The organism is Gilvimarinus sp. 1_MG-2023 (genome assembly GCF_030548285.1).
The window spans coordinates 1-248 of sequence record NZ_JAUOSC010001449.1; the positions used below are offsets into that span (position 1 = coordinate 1).

Annotated in this window: 1 protein-coding gene; it reads right to left on the reverse strand. The window is 51.2% G+C overall.

Going from position 1 to position 248, the window contains the following annotated elements:
• Window positions 1–248: DEAD/DEAH box helicase (locus tag Q4563_RS21620; RefSeq protein WP_303605991.1), on the reverse strand; the 248-nt coding region annotated here is incomplete at both ends.

Sequence of the window (248 nt, forward strand, 5' to 3'; positions counted from 1 at the left end):
AACCAGTAACGCTGGGAAATATTCGAGTTGGTGGTGGTTTTGTTCTGGATCTTGACCTGTACCGGATCTTTCAGGTGCGTTTCGGCAACCCGCTGAATCTCTTTCGGCATAGTCGCAGAGAACAAGGCAACCTGACGGGTGCGTGGTGTGTGTTCCTGAATCCAGTTAACGTCGTCGATAAAGCCCATACGCAGCATTTCATCGGCTTCGTCCAGTACCACAGCCTTGATATCGGCCAGGTTCAGACT